Genomic DNA, 19,281 nt, shown 5'->3' on the forward strand with positions numbered 1-19,281 from the left:
TCCTCTGACTAAGTGAAGGTATTTTTTACCCCGTGATGTACTAGTACAGCACGACGTTGGCGATAAAACGTGCGGATTTGTTCCTCGCTGAAGTTAGGATCATTTTTGATGCTGTGGATCACGCTATATCCTCTCTCTAACATGCCATTAGGTGTATCTGCAAGTCCGATATGCTGGATGCCAAATATGTTATTTTTGTCGTTAAAGTCTTTCAGTTGAAGCCCAACTGCCCTAGCGTACATACCCATCATCACGTCTTCACAGCAGGGTACATCTACCCATAACATCGGGTCTTGCAGATAACCCCGCACTGCCATCCGCCGGATCAACTGGATGGAAACAGCATAAGCTCCACCTTGACAATGTTCTCCGAAGCAGTAGCCTTGGTTAATTGCCTCCCTTACGTGAGTTCTTATCGTTTTCAATTTGCCCCAAAGCGAGACCTGGATATGTTGACCTTGTTTGAGAGGTTCTCTCCAGACTGCAAATGGCGAGTGCAACTTCCGCATCGAATAGCCATCATTAAATACGTTCCTTTTTTCCCCATTGCAGGATAACTTGTGAGCAGAACCGATGATGCCAACTTCAGGTGATATATCGAAAGCCTGTTGAATCTTCTGTGCAAAGGGAGCAATCACTAATGCATCCGAATCCATTTTGAGCACAAAGCTCGCGTCCGTATATTCGTGTATCCAGGAAAATGCAACCATGTTTGCAACACACAACCCACCCCGGTCTCCGACCCCCCCTCCCCGACGAGGGTTGACCAGGCTAACTGCGGTACAATTCTTAGGTAGACTGAATTTTTTTACTAGCTGACGGTCTTCTTGAGCGTCATCTACGAAAACTAACCAGGGAATCTGAGGCTCATAAAATCGTATACTATCTAACAAATCAGCAGCGCGATCAATCTCGTTTTGTCCGGGTCCAATCGGCAAGAATACAGCAAAATTAACCATTTCAAATTATCCTCAAGCGCATGGTAAATTTTTGAAAAATTAACTTATTAAGATCAGAATTGCCTTGATCTGTGATTTTTATTTGCCATTTGAGCGATGGTGATGCTAGCCACGATTTGAAAGACAGAATTTGCCAAACTAATCGAGCCGCATCCGTTTACGAAGAAAGAGGTATGGATTGCACGTTGTGAAAAGACCAGTAAATGCCGTGATTGTTGAACAGTTGATCGTGAGTGCCTGCCTCAACTATTTCACCGTTCTTCATAACGATGATCCAATCTGCATTGCGGATCGTAGACAAGCGGTGGGCAATGACAATGACGGTTCGATTTTGGCGTAAGCGCTCGATCGCTTCTTGCACAAGCCGTTCAGAGTGAGAATCCAGTGCGCTGGTTGCTTCATCAAGAATCAGAACTTCTGGATCTCGCAGAATTGCGCGTGCGATCGAGAGACGTTGACGCTGACCACCGGAAAGCTGTACACCCCGATCGCCAACTAGGGTATGATAACCACGTGGTAGCTGCTGAATGAATTCATCGGCATTGGCTAAAGAAGCCGCCTTGAAGATCACGTCATCGCTTACCGTTTCGAGACCATAGGCAATGTTATCGCGAATCGAAGCATTGAAAATGTATGTGTCTTGGCTGACGATTCCGAATCGCTGCCGTAACGAAGCGATATCATAATTACGAATATCTTCGCCATCAATATAAATCGTACCTCTTGTTACGTCATAGAAACGTGGTAAAAGTGCGGCTATCGTTGACTTACCGGCTCCAGATGATCCTACCAATGCTACAGTCTTACCGCAGGGAATGTCTAAATCAATATCTTTGAGAATTGTTGTGCGATCATTGTAACCAAAGCTGACTTTACGAAAACTAACTCCCTCGCGCAGATGGGAAAAATTGCGTAAGCCTGACTGAGGTTGCTCAGATTGCGTAGAAAACAGTGCGTCACACACAATACTCACCGAAGGCAGATATTGATTAATTGCGCCGCGCGCGGTATTAATCCGTTTTGTGACTGGCACAACTTTGATCAGCGTCAGCATGAATGCCATTAGTTCGGAGGTTGACAGCAACCCTCGCGAAATCAGCAGTACATAGCTGACCATTAAAATCACCATAGCTACTGCCATAGTGGAAAACTCAGTCAACGGCTCCAGTAGTCCAACTTTTTTAGCAACTAGTATGCTAGTGTCTGTGACTTCATTGGAGATGCGTTCAAAGCGATCTAACTCGTAGCGTTCTGCTGCGTAAGATTTTACAACGCGGATGCCCGCCAAGGTATCGAGAATGCGAATGTTAAGATCATGTCGCGCATTAACTACTGCTTTACCAAACTTTGTAATTCGACGCAGCAGTTGGTTTAACCCTAAGCCCACACTGCCAATCAGAAAGACAATTAGTAGCGTTAGTTGCCACGAAACCAGCACCATAGTTCCGAGATAGGCCATTAAAATAAAACCAGCAGTGATCAATGAAATCAGAAATGACAGCATAATGTTAATGCTAATCACTTCTCCTAGGGTGCTTGACAACGTGCCTAACTTTTGGTTATCAAAGAATGCGATCGGTGCGTTGATATATTTCTCGTAAAGGCGCATTCTAAATAAAGCAATGAGTTTCTCGCGATAAAAGCTAGTTAAAACTTCAGCCATGTAGCTAAAGTAGCTTTTTAGGGCAAGCGATACTAGCATTGTCAACACTAAAAGTCCGATCAGCGTTGTTTTAGGCTGTTGACTTACCCAGAGATCAACACCTGGCAAAATCCCCGCAGGCAGGTGAATGCCATTTCCCTCATTGAGCAGCAGCCGCAAAAAGGGAATGGTCAGACCGATGCCTAAGCCGTCTAGCAGCGCCGCTAAGATCATTGCTATCATCCCCAAGTAAAGACGCTGGCGAGGAACTTTCATGCCCATACGCACTAGGCGTTCCATACTTTGCCAGTGGGAATTCAATGGGAAATTCCAGCCGAGTTTTTTGTGGTGTTGGCGGCGACCCAATCGAAGGCTTCTAATTTTCACAATAAATTTTTAAACTGTAGGAATGTTTAACCTGACAATAGTTAGTTAGTCGGTAAGTAGTCAAAATCATCCGTGACAATGAACGCTAAACAATTTAATCAGCGATCGCTCAAGTAGAAGGAGGCAACCAAGTTTCTACAAAATATCCCCAACGTAGAGATAATTCCATCTTTAGCGGAATACGGATTTGCAAAGCTGACTCAAACGGGTTGATAAGTTTCCAAGAATCAAGCAACGCTAGCAGCAGTCTCCACAAACTACTGATTTGCTGTCGAGTTCTCGACTTACCCAACATATTTTCGATCAATGCAACTGAGCGCCCTTGCCAAAAGTTGCGCCGCACTAACCAGTTGGGGTCAATGCGTTCTTTGGGAATCCAATGCTCGATCGCAGCTTCAGGATGGTAATAAAAACCTCCTCCCTGACTTTGGAGAGTAGCATTGAGTAAATATTCTTCGCCGGAAAGTAAACTTTTGCCTCTGCGCCCTAGCTTCTCGTGAAAGCCACCGATTTTCAGCAGCGCATCACGCTGGTAAGCTACGTTTGCACCCCAAGGAAATTCATTGGGGCGGAACCAGCGAGGCTGATCCCCGCCATCGAGGATCGTAAATAGAGTCTCCATCGTGGGATGAACCCAATCCGGTTTAGGTAACTCCCAAAGCGGGCGGATCAATCCACCCACACAAACAGGCTCAGGCCGCACAGTTTGGAATGTGTGTAGTAACGAAGCCAGCCAACTAGGACAAGGAATGGCATCATCATCAAGAAAAGCAATGTATGAACTCTTCACTTCCTGTAGTGCAGTGTTCCGCGCTTTTGATAATCCCTGAACCGGCTCAAAGACATAGCGCAGATGAGGAAGCGAAGATGCAAACTCTTGGCAAACTTCCGGTGTGCGATCAGTCGAGGCATTGTCTACCACTAAGATATCAAATCGCTCTGCTGCCAGCGTTTGATGACGCAGAGCATCTAGAGCTAAGTACAAGCGATCGGCTCTGTTATAAGTGCAAATCGCCACCGAAATAGAAGGAGCAGTTTCGGCAAGCGGAATCGATACATCTTGGGGGGAGACTTGAGCTTTCATAGGGAAACAGAATTTCATCCTCAAATCAGATTTTTATCGATTTATGCATTCATACAATAGATTCAGATCCAATGACTGACATCCAAGCACGATGTGCAGACTCCATATCAAATCCATCAAAATAACGGGCACGAATCTTATTTGGATCAATCAAATTGGCTTCAAACTTTTTCAACGTTTCTACGAAGCTGTTAAATAAGGTATCTGCATTTGGACAATCGAGTAGTAACCCCACATCCGGGTATCCAGCATAAAGATCTGGGATACCGCCGACCGATGCTGCTAGACAATAACGTCCCGCCTGAACGAGTTCTAGCAAGCTAAAACAAGGTCCTCCCTCCCATCTAGACGGATAAATAAAGAAATGACAGGAGCTGATAATTTGATTTAGTTCACGATGATGATCGTAAGCACCGTGAAAATAAACACAGTCTTGAATACCGGACTCTATGGTTAAATTTTCAAGGGTTTCGCGATCAGATCCACCTCCGTATAAATGAAGTTCAACGTCTTGTCGTAGTTGCCGAAGCATAGCGAAGGCCTGCAAGGCCACATCTAAGTTTTTCTGCTGAATATCTAAACGACCCATAAAGCCAATTTTCCAAGGAGGTGCAGATGGTAGGGGAACGGGTTCTGAAAAAAAAGTCAAGTTGTGTAAGGGAATGACATGCACTTTGCCTGTGTACCCATACATTTCTTTAAACTGATGCACTGAACAGTGCGAGACAGAAACCACCGCATCGGTTTGGATGATCGCTTGCTGAGTCTGTTTGGCATAGGAACCGACAATGTGGGGTAAGAGAGGCCAAAATTCCGGTGTTACCAGCCAACTGACTGCTATCTTCGCTCCACAACTATGAACGATCTGAACAAGGTTGAGGTAGATTGTTGGCTCGGGTTGACAGACGCAAAAAACCCAATCTCCTGGCTTGAGTTGTGTTTTGAGCCAGAGTAACATGATTCGCTTTCTAATCTGCCAGCGTTCACCTGGTAATTTGGGCTGACGATAAATTTTGATGCCTTTTGCCGCTAATTCATCAGCCAGGGGTGATGGCTGACTTTCGCATATCACTAATTGAAAGGGTATTTTTTCAGCCTGTAAATGGATTGCAAGAGCATGAATATACGTTGCAATGCCACCCGATCCACCCCAACTGTCATAGTAAAGAAAAATCATGAAAATCTACCTCATAATAATTCATGGGGTTGCATAAATGCTGGATGAATTGAGTCTTTTGTCAAAAGCTGAATATTGATTCTTCCCTACGGGACGCTCCGCGTTCGCGGAGCGTGTCGTAGACAGAGGCTGCTCCTAGCTTGCTTCCACGTTGTGGTACGACAAGGCTCAGTACAAGTGCCTAAGATCCCAAGTAGCGTGAAATTTTTTATACAACAACTTCAGATCCGAATGGCACTAAGAAAAGCCCAAAGGCTTGTGTAGCCTCGTTCTCAGCCTCCAGGATGGGAATGTATCTTCATAGGCTCTGCCTCTTGTCAAGCCCCTGGAGGCGGAGCCTCCCAGAATCGGTTCCCAGCCTGGAGGCTGGGAACCAGTCAGAGCAGGGGCTATATCTTTTATTAGTGCCATTCGCTTCAGATCCAATGACTGACATCCAAGCACGATGTGCAGACTCCATATCAAATCCATCAAAATAACGGGCACGAATCTTATTTGGATCAATCAAATTGGCTTCAAACTTTTTCAACGTTTCTACGAAGCTGTTAAATAAGGTATCTGCATTTGGACAATCGAGTAGTAACCCCACATCCGGGTATCCAGCATAAAGATCTGGGATACCGCCGACCGATGCTGCTAGACAATAACGTCCCGCCTGAACGAGTTCTAGCAAGCTAAAACAAGGTCCTCCCTCCCATCTAGACGGATAAATAAAGAAATGACAGGAGCTGATAATTTGATTTAGTTCACGATGATGATCGTAAGCACCGTGAAAATAAACACAGTCTTGAATACCGGACTCTATGGTTAAATTTTCAAGGGTTTCGCGATCAGATCCACCTCCGTATAAATGAAGTTCAACGTCTTGTCGTAGTTGCCGAAGCATAGCGAAGGCCTGCAAGGCCACATCTAAGTTTTTCTGCTGAATATCTAAACGACCCATAAAGCCAATTTTCCAAGGAGGTGCAGATGGTAGGGGAACGGGTTCTGAAAAAAAAGTCAAGTTGTGTAAGGGAATGACATGCACTTTGCCTGTGTACCCATACATTTCTTTAAACTGATGCACTGAACAGTGCGAGACAGAAACCACCGCATCGGTTTGGATGATCGCTTGCTGAGTCTGTTTGGCATAGGAACCGACAATGTGGGGTAAGAGAGGCCAAAATTCCGGTGTTACCAGCCAACTGACTGCTATCTTCGCTCCACAACTATGAACGATCTGAACAAGGTTGAGGTAGATTGTTGGCTCGGGTTGACAGACGCAAAAAACCCAATCTCCTGGCTTGAGTTGTGTTTTGAGCCAGAGTAACATGATTCGCTTTCTAATCTGCCAGCGTTCACCTGGTAATTTGGGCTGACGATAAATTTTGATGCCTTTTGCCGCTAATTCATCAGCCAGGGGTGATGGCTGACTTTCGCATATCACTAATTGAAAGGGTATTTTTTCAGCCTGTAAATGGATTGCAAGAGCATGAATATACGTTGCAACGCCACCCCGACTATCCCAACTGTCATAGTAAAGAAAAATCATAAAAATCTACCTATTAATACGCTTGATGTAAATTAAGCCCTGTACAAGTCTAGATCCTGAAAATTTGACTAAACTACGTCTATCTTGAGAACCGTAGTTTGAACTTACAGATTCCCTTTACGGGATTGGTCTAAAATGTAATCGCAGGCACGAACCGTCAAAGCCATAATCGTTAACGTTGGATTCTGACAGCCTTGAGATGGAAAGCAAGAACCATCGGTGATAAATAAATTCGGTATATCCCAGCTTTGATTAAAGCGATTCAGCACAGAGGTCTTTGGGTCATTTCCCATGCGTGCCGTTCCAACTTCATGAGAAGCGATGCCAGGAGGAGCTAATGTACGACTTTCTAATTCCACTAAAAACCCAGTCGCCTCTGCCATTTCTTTGAGGGTTTGTAGCTGGTCTTGAGCCATTGCAACTTCGTTGTCTGAAAAGGCACAAGAAATATGAGCAACAGGAATTCCCCAAGCATCTTTGTGATCAGGGTCTAGTGTGACATAGTTTTCAAATCGGGGTAGCATTTCGCCAAAAGCAGCCATAGTGAAGGGGACTCGATCAGAGTCTTCAGGAACTTCGCGCGCCGCCGAACCCTGAATTCCGTAACCGCGAATAAAGTTAGGATGTCGATCGCGAATGTTGCGAAACTGGGGAATGTAAAACCCACCTGTTGGCTGGTTGCGAGCAAAGGATTCTGGGTTGGGAATGATGCCTTTGACTTGTATGGAATTGAGATGATCCATCAGATAATGACCGAGCACACCTGAAGAATTGCCTAACCCGTTTGGATGCTGACGAGTTGTAGAATTGAGCAGCAGACGGGTCGATTCAATCGATGAGGCACATAGAATCACAACTTTGGCATAGATTTCGTAACTCTTGTGAGTATAACGATCAATAACTGCCACTCCCTTGGCTTTACCTGTATCAGAATCGACTATGATATGGCTGGCAATACTGTTTGAGCGCAGCTTCAGTCGCCCGGTTTTTTGAGCGATTGGGACAGTAGATGGTGGCGGTGCAAAGCGCCCAGGAATAACTCGGCGATCGCTCCATCGACTTTCGACAGCAACTTTGAAAAGCTCCTCGCCATCGCTCAAGACTCGATGGGGAAGAACGACCGAATCAGGAAGATGAGGAATTCCTTCAATAGTTCCTCGTACACCCACCCAGCGCTCGACGTGAGCATAGTAAGGAGCGAGGTCTTGATGAATGATTGGCCAATTTCCTCCATATCCATCGAGATTGGCTGCTTTAAAGTCGTAGTCTGATAGCCGATAAAGTTGTCGCCCATGAGCTTTAACAATCATGCGTCCACCAACTTGTCGGCTGCGGAGCCAGATAAACGGTTGATTGTCTGGGGTAGTGTAGGGATTGTCGATATCATCTACAAAATTTTCATAATTCCATTCCCAAGCAACCGTTTTGGATTGAATCGGTTGGCGTTGCAGCGAGAGCGATCGCTGATCGACTTTGCCTCGATACTTCAATTTACGAAGGATATCTTGCTTGAAAATCAACCATTCTTTCTGGCGGGGTGTTTCACCTGCATCAAGCAAGCAAACCTGCATTCCGCCTTCAGTAAGTTCTTTTGCAGCCCAACCACCGCTGGCTCCTGCTCCAACGACGATGGCATCATAAACTTTTTGCTTTACCATACCCATAACAACCGAATTAAGCGTGAATTTCTTGAGTTAAATAAATTTCTCAAACTGTTTGTTAGAACTATAATCTCGCGTCTTTTGAATTATTCTATTGATCTTGCCATTGCTCTGATGCTCTAGCCCCCAATGAATTAGAGCGTTAATGATAAAGTAAAGTTTATTTTTGGAAAGACAAAACTGGGGATAGGTCAAAAACGCTTGCCAGAAAAAGTAACTCGCTTGACGATAGTTATTGCTTTTCTCAGCTACAGAAGCAATGTAAAGATATGCCCGACCGTAAGCTCGGCGTTTTTTCCACTGAAGTTGTAGTGGTACAGATTCAAACAAATCTTCAATTGCTTTAATTATGTTTGAAACCATTAACTCCAGATTGCGGCTGGTACTATTAGGATGCTGTCTATAGTGAACTAAGGGTTCGCAAATGATCTTAAATGGATAGTGAGCCGCAATCCGTGTCCACATATGCCAGTCTTCCGGCCCTTTAATGATTTGATTAAAGTATCCAACAGTTTCAAAACATTGACGGCGAACCATCGGAGAACTGCCGCACATCACTAAATTTAATTCCAGCATTTGTTGCCAAAGATTACCTTCATCATAATAAATTTTGGGTTGGGAGAGAATGTTATCTTGCTCATCAACTAAAAAAACCCAAGTATCCACTAACCCGAGTTCAGGATTATCCATAAAAGCAGATATTTGTTTTTCGAGTTTAGTTGGTTCCCATAAATCGTCGGCATCTAGAAAGGCGATGTACTCGCCCTGACTCAATCGAATTCCAGTATTGCGTGCGGCTGACTGTCCTTGATTAGTCTGAGAAATCAGCTTAATGTTTGGATGTGTGCTTTCAGCAGCCCAAGTTGCAATATTGTCTGAACTTCCGTCATCAATGATGATAACTTCAAAATCTTGAAAAGTTTGATTGAGAACACTCTCTAATGCCTGGGGCAGAAAACTCATCGCATTGTAAGCCGGAATGATAACTGAAACTTTGGGTGTAGGTTCTATCATCGATAATTAGGGCAATCTCAAGTTGCTAAATCATATTTTATTAAGAAAGACTTTCCATTTGAAATTGAAATATGGAACTTTTGTAATGGGTATATTCTTTTTTGGCAGCTTGATTTTTCAGGTTTAATTTATTAAGGTAGATGCAGTTTAGCTATGCCTGAAAACTAGCAGTTTAATTTTTACGTGTTAATAAACTGGTAAAGCCACAGTTGAATCATCTGGATCGACCTGCATTTTTTGAATTTGCTTTGCAGCAAGCTGTTGAGCTTGTTTGGTCGCTTTCAAAAATCGGCGATCGCGTGGACTCATCAGCAAAGACGAGAGAAAATAGCGGACTTTCGTCCGCCAAGAAAGTTGATTTTGCGGTCTGTTTCTTAAGAAATCCATGATCGCTCTAGAGTAAACGATTCCTTTGACCAACTTGAGCAAATAGCCCTCGCTCAGACGCTCGATCGGCATAATATGGACGAGTTTTAAGCGTGAAAATCGACCTAATCCTAGCTCCACATCTAAGGCAGCCAAAGCAATATCAAAATCTTCGCAGGACAACAACAACTCACCACATCGCCCTAAGCTCAAACGACGCGGATCTGACTGCACTAAATCAATGTACTTTTGAGCTACTTGTCTGCGAATACACATACCCGCACCTACTGGCATGGTTTCGGCTAAATCTAGGTTTGACCAAACATCTTTCTCGCACTGTGCGATCGCTAACAAAGGCCACATCGGACGAGTCCATTCTTGTGGTATTCCACCTTGAAATTCAGCAGTTGATTGGCCGCCCCAAGTACCTAAATGCGGATGATTCTCGGAAATTTTGAGTGCATGGTACAAATAATCTGGGTTTAAAACATTGTCATCATCCACAAAGATGGAAGTAGCTCCTTGACTTTCCTTTAAACCCCGGAAGCGAGCAAATACGACTCCTAGTTGGGGTTCAAGAATGTGTCTAGCATGAGGATGCCAACTCAGGTCGATGGAATCTGCCAACGGCTGCTGGCTGGCGTTATCAACCAACAGTAGCTCCCATTGTGTTCGAGGCAGTGTCTGGGATTTCAGTGCTTCTAGAACTCGGTCGAGATAAGCAGGCTGGGGATTATGACTGCAAATCACGACACTGATAGCAATATTCATACAATACTTATTCCCTGATTTCTATAACAGGCAATTTTTCAGAATCTCGGATATCCGCTGGCAATATCAACATAATGAATTAGCGAAGTAAACGCGGAGGTTGTCGTCCTTGATAAGCAAGCTTTGCTGTCCAAGTGCCGACAAAGTGATGCCACAACACAGCTAGCTTTAGCAAATCTTGCGGTAATTCCCATCTGGGCGATCGCTTAATCGGAGCGACAATCACGCGAGCGATCGTTGTCCAAGGATAAACGGCTAAACCAATTAAAAACTTGATGAAGTACTTTAGTGGTTGTGGGACTGGAGCCATTTGGGGATGATTTGCAGTTAGAAAAAACCAGCCATAGGCATCTCGTTCTAAAACGTAAGTAAAATCTTTCAGTTGTGTGCGGTAGGAGTGCTGCACGACTGCCTGACCTTCTTCGCAAATCTTTAGCGTATAGTGCCCTGATTGCACTACCCGCCAACTCATCTCAACATCTGGCCCAGAAAAATTTTCTTGATCAAAGAGTCCGAGTTCATCGAAAACCGCTTTGCGATACATAACATTAGCAGTCACAACATAGGGCTGAATCCGAGCCGTTCCTCGGCTATGGTTGGGACTTTTGAAAACGCATCCTTCAAAGTAATTGACGTAGTTGGTAATCGTACGTGGTACTAAAGTACCCCCGACAGCACCAACCTGGGGGTTATCAAATGCTTGCCAAAGTTCTAGTAACCAATTAGGACTGACAATGCAATCGGCATCGGTAAGGGCGATAAACTCTCCTTTAGCTTGGCGAATTGCTGTGTTGCGGGCTGCATAGGGACCAGGTACTGGCTCTTGCAGCACTGTAATTGGATAAGTGTGTAGAATACTCAAACTTCGATCGGTTGAATTGTTATCAACAGCCAAAATCTCTAAGCGATCAGGCGGCCAGTTGAGCGCTATCAGCGAATCCAGCAAGTTGGTAAGTTCCTGTTCCTCGTTATAAATCGGGACAACAACAGAAATTAGAGGCAGATCAGTATTCATAGCGCTTTGGCAGAAATCTCAGAAGTGCGGGGACGATGTAACCATTTGCGCGTCAGACGTTCAGCAATAAATTGCGGAATTGCTCGGTAGCCTTGTTTGAGCGATTCCCAAGCCAGTTGCTTTTTACCTGAGCGGAAGTAAGCCCAAGCCACATCTACTTGGCGACGAGCGATCGCTAAATCGATTGCCGCCTTAGCGCTGGGATTGTCACTTTGAACGCCTTGTTTCATGACCAAGAGTTCATCGAGGGCAATCTGGAGATAATCGACGGTGAGACTACTCGGACGCTTGCGGTAAATGGTGAGAGCATCAGCAATAAAACTGACTTCCCATCCATCTTGAGCAATTTCTAACCAGAGTTGATAATCTTCACCTGTGCGAAACCGAGCATCAAAACCCCGTCTACCTTTGAGACAATCGGCACGAATTACAACTGTGCTGCTGGTTCCTGTCCAGTTACGGATGAGAAAATCTTGCCATTGCAGAGTAGATTTAGTAGGTGGTGCAAACCAAGGCATCAAGCGATCGCCTTTTGGACGATCATAGAAAACTTCAAACCAGTTGAAACTCAAGCCAATTTTGCCAGAAGTCTGCATTCGCTCAAAATGAGCTTCAAGTTTGCGAGGATGCCATAAATCATCTGCATCTAAAAAGGCAATCAACTCTCCTTTTGCTAGTTGTAAGCCTGTATTGCGAGCCGCAGCCGGTCCCGCATTGGTTTGATAGACATAACGCAGCGACTGATGATGGGAGAACTTGTGCACTCGATCAACCGTATCGTCGGTTGAACCATCATCAACAACAATTACTTCAAAATCACGATAGCTTTGAGCAAAAACTGAAGCCAAAGACTGCTCAATATAAGCGCTGGCATTGTAAACCGGGATGATAATACTGAAATTAGGCATGACTACAAAGACAAAGGCTGATAGGCTGGCTTTTGTAAAGGGCGAATCAAACGAGCAGGCACTCCACCTACCAAGGTGTAGGGCGCGACATCGCAAGTTACCACTGCACCTGCTGCAACTACGGCTCCGCGTCCAATTGTGACACCTTTAAGCACGATCGCTCTTGTCGCAATCCACACATCGTCCTCAATCCGAATTGGTTCCGCCGGGGAAGGAGAATGCCTGTCTTCTAATCCGTGGAAGTCGTTGTCTAGAATCGACACTCCATTGCCAATTTGGACGCGATCGCCAATTATGACCTCAACTTTGGCTGAAATCGTGGTGCCGGTGTTGATAAAAACGTGATTGCCAATTTGCAACACACCATTAGCACCAACCTCCAGTTGACTACGACTCAAATGTGACCAGATACTGAAGTCATCACCAATGATCATCTGTCCAGCATTTTGGATTAGGGGAATGCCCCAAGATTTTGGCGCAGTACCAACCGAACTACAATCTCGTAATGCCCATCGAGTTATAAGCGTATTTTTTTGCTGACGAAGCCAAGTAAACATAGAATCTTGTTGTTGCCTCAACCTGCTAGAAAATCAAAGCGAAAAAAGTCGCGGGCGCCAAATCTTTCTTTGAAAATGGCAATTCGCTCATCAAGGCGAATCTGGAAGATACGATCGTTGTTGTAGTAGTTCAACTCCTTACTAGGAGCGATGTAGCGCTCCCACTTCATATCCGTATCAAGTGATAAATAGTGGATGAAATTATCAGGGTTAACATCCCTAGCAGCTCGCCGTGTCTTCAACCGCAATTGTATCTGCTCCGGATCGCGATATTGATAGTGGCAATTAGGAATTTTATAAGAACACTTTTTAAGTTTTTTCTGTCCTTTCGGAGCCATATAGCCGTGGGGATTTCCTGGATCGCTCTGTTCAGACCACGTTAAATCTGCGTCGATCCGAAACAAGCGTTGCTCAATATTGGTAAAGCGGTAGTATCGGCGTCGCTGGGTAATTGGTGTTTCCCGCGACTCTAATCCTTTTTGATATCTTTGCCAATCTACGTCAGTAAAGTGGAAGTTGTATTGAATCGTATTAATTTGCTGGGCACCTTCTTGTTCGGCAATGCGAATTGCTTGACGTGGGTCTTTTGCCAGAAACTCATCAGCATCAAGAATATATAACCAGTCGCCGATTGTAAAGCGATCGCGCACTGCATTAAAAACTTGAGCGCGTAGACCATCAGAAAAGGGGACACTTTCTTGTCGGAATGGAACAACTACGTTATTAGCAGCTTTTTGAACTTGCTGCCAGGTATCATCTATGCTTCCCGTATCAAAAACGTAGATTTTATGGCAGAAGTTGCTAGCAAACTGTAAAGTCTCAGCGATCACGTCGCCTTCGTTTTTAGCTAAACATATAGCATGGATGCGTTTCATAATAAATGTTCTGTAACAACCGTTCAATTATGTTCTAAAAGTAACGATGGAAATTAGCGAAAAAGCCTTCGGGGGAAAGCCACTCTAACCAGAGTTTCCGACATTCAATTTGAAGGTCTTGAAATTGTTGTGGTGTTAGTCGAGCATGAAACTCGCGGATGCGATCGCCTAGATAAGGCAAATCTGCTTCTTCAACCCAGACGCAATAGCGCTTCCAATCAATCCATTGCTCAAATGGCAGTTCGCAGTCAGTATTGATGAAGACTGGAATTCGACCACAACTAAGAGTCTCGTAAAAGCGATAGGAAAAATTGCCGCCTCCTCTAGTACAAAGAATATAATCACTGTTAAGCATGTTATCGACGAATTGCTCACGTTGAGGCAGAGTCAGTGTTTCAGTGTGATGCAGCACATCGTGAATCTTAAAGTTGCATTGCAACTCTCGACTCTTAGAAAGAATGAACAATGCTTGCGATCTAATCCGCGAACCATATAGCCAGGGTAAGTCGTGTTTTATAAGTTCAATTCCAAATTTCGATGCCATATCAGCTGCTTTAGGAGTTGCGCCAAGTCGCAAACGCAGCTGATTTGTGATCTGATTACTCGGCTGCACAAGCGAGCCATAACCGCAATAGCCAACAATCGGCTGACTAGACTTGCTCCGCAATGGTATTTTTCCCTGACAGTAGTTTTCTACAAAATCTTCACTCCAAGCGGGAATTACGAACTCGTTATGTTGACGAGTTGAACGATTGATAGATGTGCGAAAGACTAAAGCATTGTCGAGTTCAACAGATGTGGTAGCATCGTCCAAGTAAAAAACAACGAGCGGAATACCTCGGCTCATTGTTTCTTGAGACATTTGTTGAACAATCTTTAGAGATTCAGGATGAGTGGTAAATTTTGACCAATCAAAAGGCAACAGTGCTATTTGAGCGTTTTCTAGCTGAGTCAGCTTGAATAAATGAGAAGCAACATCAATGTAGGTGTTGTAGCGACGACTCATGGGATTCAATGAGACTTCATCGCTTTTGCCCCAAAAGGGATACAACATAGCAATATGTTGTATCCCCTCAGGCAAATAACATCGATCCGAGTAAATGTGCAATTGCTTTGCTACTACTTCTTCTCGTTTTTCATATGTATTTATCATGTCCAAATTTGTTTAAAGTTTTTCAATTGCCTACTGCTGGAAACAGCAAAATACTTGTTTAGATAAGTTGAAATAACCAATGATTTTTGTTACACGAATCCTGTCATTCGGCCTCCTTTTTTCAGCAAAAACGCAAAAATTGAAGGTTACGTTGGAGAAACTGAGATCAAAAAGACCATCAAAGCTCACTCCGAAGCATCAAGATATGCTTAATTTATAATAAATTTTTCAACCAATGAGGCTTTGTGAATCCAATTTCAACAAAGCTTGGTTTTCTCTCTCACCCTGTTAGTTCCTAATATCTCTGCTAAACTAACTTTTTTCTTTTACTATTTGTGCAATCAAATTGAAATGATCTGCCATTTTTCAAATATTCAGCCGTCTACGTTTAATCTGATTATTTCTGCGACACATCAACAGATATAACCTTTGATTAGGGTTTTTTCTTACTCACGAGTGCGAAACAACCTTAAACGAGCATCTATATTGTACGCAGCTTCAGTAATTAGAATCTAAGTATTCCTCGGTAGATATAATCTATACTGTTTATCTAGCTTTACATAATTTGGTGTTTTACCCTGATTTAACTTATGAGCCTTGCTTTCATATAAATGTAACATCTCTGGTTAGCCGATACATATACTTTGCAGTATCTTTACTTAAGTTGTTAAAGGTATTTATATTTCATCGGGTTAGCGGCACTTCATGCGTGAGAGGTTAAGGTAATTGCACTAGGGTAATCCAAGAAATAAATGCTCCAAAATGCTGGGATACTGGAGAAATAATCAGTGTATGAAAGATTTACAGCCATCTGGATAGCCGATGGTTCAACTCTAGAAGCGCTAAGAAGGAAACTAAAAGCACTCAAAGACACAGATAAAACTGTGGCAGGAAAAATCATGATGGTGGTGGCAGCATCTACCCATAACCCTGTCACAGTCTGGTACACGCTAAACAGCAAAGCTAATGATAAAACTTGGTGTGACCAACTACTCGAACGTTTGCCAGTGGGTGGATTACTGATTTTTAATTTGGGATTTTTTAAATTTCCTTGGTTTGATGGATTCACTGCAACCAATAAGTTTTTTGTCACACGACTGCGAGAAAAAACTGCCTACACTGTGGTTCGTTGTTTGAGTAGTAGTCAATTCTATCGAGATGAAATAATCGCTATGGGCGAATACCGTTCTAATCCCTGTAAGCATCCAGTCCGCTTAGTTTCTGTGTTATGGGGTGCAACTTGGTATTACTATCTCACCAATGTCGTTGACCCCCAAATGTTATCTGCACAACAAGTGTGTGAATTATATCGAAAGCGTTGGCGAGTTGAAGACGCATTTCTACTGACAAAACGTCTTTTGGGGCTGGCCTATATCTGGGTGGGCGATAGTAATGGTGTCCAAATCCAAATTTTGGCAACTTGAATTTTTATGCAGTTTTAAATCAGTTGTGTACCCAGGTAGCCGTGGCTTTGAATCAGCCTTGGAACGTATTTCTACAGAAATGGTTTTTCACGGTTTATACCATTTTTCTCGTGCTGTCCTACGTGACGAAGCCAATGATGTTGTTACCTACCTCGCCCGTGCGTTATAAGCTACTGGGATTGATTAAACAAAGGCGTAAGCGTCAATCTCAAGGGTGACGCTTATACCCAGAAAATATGGGCTTTATCCTCTTAAGTTGAAACCAATGAACATTGTTGTGCCCTTACAATAATCTGTACAGAGGCGCTTGTTGCAATCTGCTGTATTTACTGACTCATAAAGAGCTAAGTAAATAGGCAAGAATAAATTAAATTATGTTACGTAATGTAAAGTTATGAAATAGGCTATTAGTAAGGGCTGAAACCCTTGCTAATAGCCTTTAATTATTCACATCTACTTACTTAAACCTTGAGTTTTTAATGACTTTAATATATCTAAAAAAACGTGACATTTTTGAAAAAAGTAGTTAGGATATAACTTGATAAAACACTGATCAACAGCATTCATTTTTTTATCAGCAAAATATTTCGGATTTCGGATGAATAATTAAACCAAAATTATTCTTTTAAAATTGCATATTTTATTTAATAATTTACATAGGTAATTAAATTTTTAGATTCGGTTTTGGGATGGAAATAGCAGCTTAAACCTACATTTATTAGGTAATAAGATGGAATCCTTGCATCAAATCATAACTGTCAGATTGTCGATTCTTAGTTTACTGCAAAGAAAAGTAGATGGATGGTACAAAAATCTATGGTCAGGCATTAAGTGGATTAAATCTAAACTCTTAAGTTACCGTTTTGAGAAAGACCAATATAAAATTTATATGCCTAGAGGAATCTATCAATGAGTTTTAGATACTTCAAGCATTTGTTGAGATTTAATTCAATCCAAAGCATTATTGTTTTGGCTCTAATATCAATTCATAACTTGTCTGCTGCATCTGCTCAGACTACTCCTAAAGGCGGAATTGACTGGATTTTAGTAGTAGATACTTCTGCTTCAATGCGTGGTGTAGGTGGAACGAAAAATATTTTTGAACCAGTAAAGAATTCTGTTACTGAATTTGTTAACACGGCCAGATTAGGCGATACAGTTACTATTTATAGTTTTGATCAAGATGTCACCGTAAATGCTAATGATGTCAGTATTACCAGTAATGCAGATAGGGGTAAACTCAAGGAAATAATTAGCTCACTTCAAGCTCAGGGTATGCGTACTTATACAGGTAAGGCTGTGCAAAAGGCTTTGCAACATTCTGCTCTGTTAAACAAACGTGCTGATGCTCTTGGTCGTACTGTCACGATAGTATTTTTGACAGACGGAGTAGAAGATGTGCGTGGTATTCCTAATCCTATTTCTATTCCTAGCAATACTCAACTTTTACCTGATCAACAATGCAAGCCCTATATATTTTTTGTGTCTTTAGGATTAAAAGAACACGAAAAGCAGCTGAATGACTTTGCTAGCAATCCAGCCCTTTGTGGGAAGGGACAGGTATTGCGAGATCCTGGAGGAGTTGAACTCAACAAGCTAGCTGAAAATATCCGACCAGTCTTGATTACACCTAAGCTTGATGTCAGTTTACCCACTGCCAATTTGCAGCCAGTATTACCTGGAACAACTACTGAACCGCTCAATATTAATGGCATCAGTAATGTCAATGGTAAGGTAAGTTTGCAATTGGAAGACCCTCAGCAAAGTGGTATTCGCTTAATTCCACCCGATCGCACCATCGACTTAGCTGCTAATCAAGCAACAGTCATTCCCGTGCGTTTGCAGATACCAGCAGAAGCAAAGGGGGGCGCTAGTAGCTTGCGTTTGGTGTTGACGATCGCAGATCAAGCGATAGCACCGATTACAATTGACCTACCTATAACCATTAAGTCAAAACTACAAATAGAACCGACAAAGATAGATTTTGGCTCAACAGAAGTAGGTAAAAACACTGGAATTCAAACTTTGGTAGTTAACACCAATATATCTGGAACAGCTAGCTTACAACTGCAAGGCAATTCCAAAGACGTTTTTATAGCAGAACCTTCAGCAGCTATATCTTTACAACCAGGAGAAACTAAAATTCCCGTGCAGTTGCAGGTTAATGATAGCAATTTTGAAAGCGATCGCACTTTTACCTTAGTCCTAACCCCAGATAATCCGATTGTTAGTCCTGTCAGTGCGGGAGTTCATCTACATATTTTGATGCCACTGGGACGAAAAATAATCATTTGGTTGCTCTTAGGGTTGTTGGTGTTGTTAATTGCCCTAATAGTAGTTTGTCTGATTCAACGTAAAACCCCCTTGGAATTAGTTGAATATTTCCGCAACCGTAAGTACTTAGAAGGAGCGCTGGTAGTGCTGGAACCACGGCCACAATCATCGGAACAGGAAGAGATTAGTCTCACTCACCAGCACAAGACCAAAGTATGCTTGAGCGAATTGATACCAGTAATAGGTGCGACAAATTCTGATGCCGAGTTAGTCACAGTTTGGCGAGCAGGCAAAAAGAATATAGATTTGCACTGTTTGAAAGGTGTAATTTTTGTGAACACTAAAAATATAAATACAGATGAACTCTACGACGAGGACATCATCGAGGTTGGCAACGTTAGGCTGCAATTTAACTGGATTGAACACCAAAGACCCTCTGAGTTAAGCAGTGGGCAGACAAACTCTTGAATAATATCACAGGAA

At 43.0% G+C, this 19,281-nt stretch carries 14 protein-coding genes and 1 pseudogene; 2 read left to right on the forward strand and 13 right to left on the reverse strand.

What is annotated here, in order from left to right:
• Positions 1 to 8 precede the first annotated feature (8 nt).
• From V7K31_RS03265 to V7K31_RS03325, 13 genes are all read right to left on the reverse strand, one after another.
• On the reverse strand, positions 9 to 656 hold the full coding sequence (locus tag V7K31_RS03265; RefSeq protein ID WP_335092582.1) for a hypothetical protein: 648 nt from the start codon (positions 654 to 656) through the stop codon (positions 9 to 11).
• A 460-nt stretch (positions 657 to 1,116) separates the two neighbouring features.
• Positions 1,117 to 2,988: an ABC transporter ATP-binding protein gene (locus tag V7K31_RS03270; protein ID WP_335092583.1), complete on the reverse strand. Its 1,872-nt coding sequence runs from the start codon at positions 2,986 to 2,988 to the stop codon at positions 1,117 to 1,119.
• Positions 2,989 to 3,097: 109 nt separating this feature from the next.
• On the reverse strand, positions 3,098 to 4,072 hold the full coding sequence (locus V7K31_RS03275; protein ID WP_335092585.1) for a glycosyltransferase: 975 nt from the start codon (positions 4,070 to 4,072) through the stop codon (positions 3,098 to 3,100).
• Positions 4,073 to 4,121: 49 nt separating this feature from the next.
• On the reverse strand, positions 4,122 to 5,249 hold the full coding sequence (locus tag V7K31_RS03280) for a glycosyltransferase (RefSeq protein ID WP_335092588.1): 1,128 nt from the start codon (positions 5,247 to 5,249) through the stop codon (positions 4,122 to 4,124).
• A gap of 298 nt (positions 5,250 to 5,547) precedes the next feature.
• Entirely contained in the window at positions 5,548 to 6,780 is a 1,233-nt protein-coding gene (locus tag V7K31_RS03285) for a glycosyltransferase (protein ID WP_335092590.1), read from the reverse strand.
• Between the two features lie 104 nt (positions 6,781 to 6,884).
• Positions 6,885 to 8,444 carry a GMC family oxidoreductase gene (locus tag V7K31_RS03290; protein WP_335092591.1) on the reverse strand — a complete coding sequence of 520 codons (1,560 nt, stop codon included), beginning with the start codon at positions 8,442 to 8,444 and terminating at the stop codon, positions 6,885 to 6,887.
• 30 nt (positions 8,445 to 8,474) lie between these two features.
• Positions 8,475 to 9,455 (reverse strand): glycosyltransferase family 2 protein, encoded by a 981-nt coding sequence (locus tag V7K31_RS03295; RefSeq protein WP_335092592.1) that lies wholly within the window; start codon positions 9,453 to 9,455, stop codon positions 8,475 to 8,477.
• A 186-nt stretch (positions 9,456 to 9,641) separates the two neighbouring features.
• A complete protein-coding gene (locus V7K31_RS03300) occupies positions 9,642 to 10,592 on the reverse strand; it encodes a glycosyltransferase (protein WP_335092593.1) in 951 nt (316 codons plus the stop codon).
• A 79-nt stretch (positions 10,593 to 10,671) separates the two neighbouring features.
• Complete coding sequence (locus tag V7K31_RS03305) at positions 10,672 to 11,607, reverse strand: glycosyltransferase (protein ID WP_335092594.1); 936 nt, start codon at positions 11,605 to 11,607, stop codon at positions 10,672 to 10,674.
• The gene (locus V7K31_RS03310; protein WP_335092596.1) at positions 11,604 to 12,515 is read right to left on the reverse strand and encodes a glycosyltransferase family 2 protein; all 912 of its coding nucleotides are present in this window, start codon (positions 12,513 to 12,515) and stop codon (positions 11,604 to 11,606) included. The genes V7K31_RS03305 and V7K31_RS03310 overlap by 4 nt, the downstream gene beginning before the upstream one ends.
• A 2-nt stretch (positions 12,516 to 12,517) precedes the next feature.
• Positions 12,518 to 13,072, reverse strand: a complete 555-nt coding sequence (locus V7K31_RS03315; RefSeq protein ID WP_335092597.1) for an acyltransferase — start codon at positions 13,070 to 13,072, stop codon at positions 12,518 to 12,520.
• 17 nt (positions 13,073 to 13,089) lie between these two features.
• A complete protein-coding gene (locus tag V7K31_RS03320) occupies positions 13,090 to 13,947 on the reverse strand; it encodes a glycosyltransferase family 2 protein (protein WP_335092599.1) in 858 nt (285 codons plus the stop codon).
• Positions 13,948 to 13,981: 34 nt separating this feature from the next.
• The gene (locus V7K31_RS03325) at positions 13,982 to 15,100 is read right to left on the reverse strand and encodes an exostosin domain-containing protein (protein WP_335092601.1); all 1,119 of its coding nucleotides are present in this window, start codon (positions 15,098 to 15,100) and stop codon (positions 13,982 to 13,984) included.
• 788 nt (positions 15,101 to 15,888) lie between these two features.
• On the opposite strand from V7K31_RS03325, the pseudogene V7K31_RS03330 reads away from it, so the two are divergent.
• Positions 15,889 to 16,779, forward strand: a pseudogene (locus tag V7K31_RS03330) (IS4 family transposase); the annotation flags it as partial.
• 654 nt (positions 16,780 to 17,433) lie between these two features.
• The gene (locus V7K31_RS03335; RefSeq protein ID WP_335092603.1) at positions 17,434 to 19,266 is read left to right on the forward strand and encodes a vWA domain-containing protein; all 1,833 of its coding nucleotides are present in this window, start codon (positions 17,434 to 17,436) and stop codon (positions 19,264 to 19,266) included.
• Positions 19,267 to 19,281: the final 15 nt, after the last annotated feature.

The organism is Nostoc sp. (genome assembly GCF_036917675.1).
Classification (GTDB): domain Bacteria; phylum Cyanobacteriota; class Cyanobacteriia; order Cyanobacteriales; family Nostocaceae; genus Nostoc.

What these genes read in the sequence shown, in the direction of transcription:
- V7K31_RS03325 (WP_335092601.1), bottom strand. Translation starts at nt 15,100, where the DNA reads ATGATAAATACATATGAAAAACGAGAAGAAGTAGTAGCAAAGCAATTG.
- V7K31_RS03335 (WP_335092603.1), top strand. Translation starts at nt 17,434, where the DNA reads ATGAGTTTTAGATACTTCAAGCATTTGTTGAGATTTAATTCAATCCAA.
- V7K31_RS03320 (WP_335092599.1), bottom strand. Translation starts at nt 13,947, where the DNA reads ATGAAACGCATCCATGCTATATGTTTAGCTAAAAACGAAGGCGACGTG.
- V7K31_RS03295 (WP_335092592.1), bottom strand. Translation starts at nt 9,455, where the DNA reads ATGATAGAACCTACACCCAAAGTTTCAGTTATCATTCCGGCTTACAAT.
- V7K31_RS03315 (WP_335092597.1), bottom strand. Translation starts at nt 13,072, where the DNA reads ATGTTTACTTGGCTTCGTCAGCAAAAAAATACGCTTATAACTCGATGG.
- V7K31_RS03310 (WP_335092596.1), bottom strand. Translation starts at nt 12,515, where the DNA reads ATGCCTAATTTCAGTATTATCATCCCGGTTTACAATGCCAGCGCTTAT.
- V7K31_RS03275 (WP_335092585.1), bottom strand. Translation starts at nt 4,072, where the DNA reads ATGAAAGCTCAAGTCTCCCCCCAAGATGTATCGATTCCGCTTGCCGAA.
- V7K31_RS03285 (WP_335092590.1), bottom strand. Translation starts at nt 6,780, where the DNA reads ATGATTTTTCTTTACTATGACAGTTGGGATAGTCGGGGTGGCGTTGCA.
- V7K31_RS03305 (WP_335092594.1), bottom strand. Translation starts at nt 11,607, where the DNA reads ATGAATACTGATCTGCCTCTAATTTCTGTTGTTGTCCCGATTTATAAC.
- V7K31_RS03280 (WP_335092588.1), bottom strand. Translation starts at nt 5,249, where the DNA reads ATGATTTTTCTTTACTATGACAGTTGGGGTGGATCGGGTGGCATTGCA.
- V7K31_RS03290 (WP_335092591.1), bottom strand. Translation starts at nt 8,444, where the DNA reads ATGGGTATGGTAAAGCAAAAAGTTTATGATGCCATCGTCGTTGGAGCA.
- V7K31_RS03265 (WP_335092582.1), bottom strand. Translation starts at nt 656, where the DNA reads ATGGATTCGGATGCATTAGTGATTGCTCCCTTTGCACAGAAGATTCAA.
- V7K31_RS03300 (WP_335092593.1), bottom strand. Translation starts at nt 10,592, where the DNA reads ATGAATATTGCTATCAGTGTCGTGATTTGCAGTCATAATCCCCAGCCT.